General features: G+C 70.3%; 1 protein-coding gene. It reads left to right on the plus strand.

All coding sequences use genetic code 11. The features are described from left to right. The first annotated feature begins 162 nt into the window (after nucleotides 1-162). Entirely contained in the window at nucleotides 163-1398 is a 1236-nt protein-coding gene (locus ACFYO2_RS49600) for an IS701 family transposase (RefSeq protein ID WP_388364122.1), read from the plus strand. Nucleotides 1399-1550: the final 152 nt, after the last annotated feature.

The following is a 1550-nucleotide window of genomic DNA, read 5'->3' on the forward strand; positions in this document are numbered from 1 at the left end:
TACTCCAGCAGTACTTTGATGTCTGACCTGGGGAAACGTCGAGCGGTGGGAGTGTAGAGGCCGATCGGCGGTCACGGGCGGGTTCCGTGAACTCGTCCCTCGAACGAGTGCCCCCGCCGCCGGGGACGCCCCTGGTCTGGGCAGTCATCGCCGGTGAGCACCGTGACCGCACTCGCAGCCGAGACCTGGGACCGCCACCTCGACGACCTGTTCACCGACATCGGCCACCGCTTCGGCCGCGTCGAACCACGCCGCCGCATGCGCGACTACGTCCGCGGCCTGCTCGCCCCGGTGGCCCGCAAAAACAGCTGGCAGTTGGCCGAGCAGGCCGGCCACACCACCCCCGACGGCCTGCAGCACCTGCTCTCCCGCGCCCGCTGGGACGCGGACGAGATCCGTGACGACCTGCAGACCTACGTCGCCGAACAACTCGGCCGAGAGGGCGGTGTGCTGATCATTGACGACACCGGGTTCGTGAAGAAGGGCACCACCTCCGCCGGGGTGCAACGGCAGTACTCCGGCACCGCCGGCCGCACCGAGAACTGCCAGATTGGCGTTTTCGCCGCCTACGCGACACCCGCGGGCCGCGCACTGGTGGACCGGGAGCTGTATCTACCCAAGTCCTGGACGGGTGACCCGGACCGATGCCGTGCCGCCCGGGTGCCCGCCGAGCGCGAGTTCGCCACGAAGGGCGCCCTGGCCAGGGCCATCGTGCTGCGCGCTCTCGCGTCCCCGCTGCCGATCGCCTGGGTGACCGCGGATGCCGCCTACGGCCAGGAGGGGCGTTTCCGCCGGATGCTGGAGCTGACCGGCGTCGGCTACGTGCTCGCGGTGCCCAAGTCCCAGTTCTCCCTTGCCGGCCCACGCATCGACCACGTCTTCGACCAGGCCCCAGACCAGGCGTGGGAGCGCCGCTCCTGCGGCCCGGGCGCGAAGGGGCAGCGAATGTACGACTGGGCCGCCGTGCAACTGCGCGCGGTGGCCGAGTTCGACTACGACGACGGGCAACTGGTCCGCCGCCGCTGGGCGTTGGCACGGCGCAGCGTGAGCAAACCGGACGAGATCGCCTACTACCTCGCCTACGCTCCGCTGGAAGCCGGCGTGGCCGATCTGGTGCGGGTCGCCGGTGCCCGGTGGGCGATCGAAGAGTGTTTCCAGGCCGCGAAGAACGAGTGCGGCCTGGACCAGTACGAGGTGCGCCGCTATGTCAGCTGGTACCGGCACATCACGCTCGCGATGCTCGCCCACGCCTTCCTGGCCGCGATGACCGCGCGGGAGGCCGAAAAGGGGGCGGCACCGGTGAGGAGGACGAGGTCATCGAGCTCACGGTGGCGGAAGTGCGGAGACTCCTGGCAGCTCACGCTCCCCAACATCCCCGCGCCCGTGTCCATGCGGTGAACTGGTCCCGCTGGCGCCGACGACGCCAAGCCGTCGCCCGCCACTGCCACTACCGGCGGCGGGGGCACTCGTTCGAGGGACGAGTGCACGGAACCCGCCCGTGACCGCCGATCGGCCTCTACACTCCCACCGCTCGACGTTTCCCCAGGTCA

The sequence above is a fragment of the Streptomyces sp. NPDC006602 genome (assembly GCF_042870385.1).
Classification (GTDB): domain Bacteria; phylum Actinomycetota; class Actinomycetes; order Streptomycetales; family Streptomycetaceae; genus Streptomyces.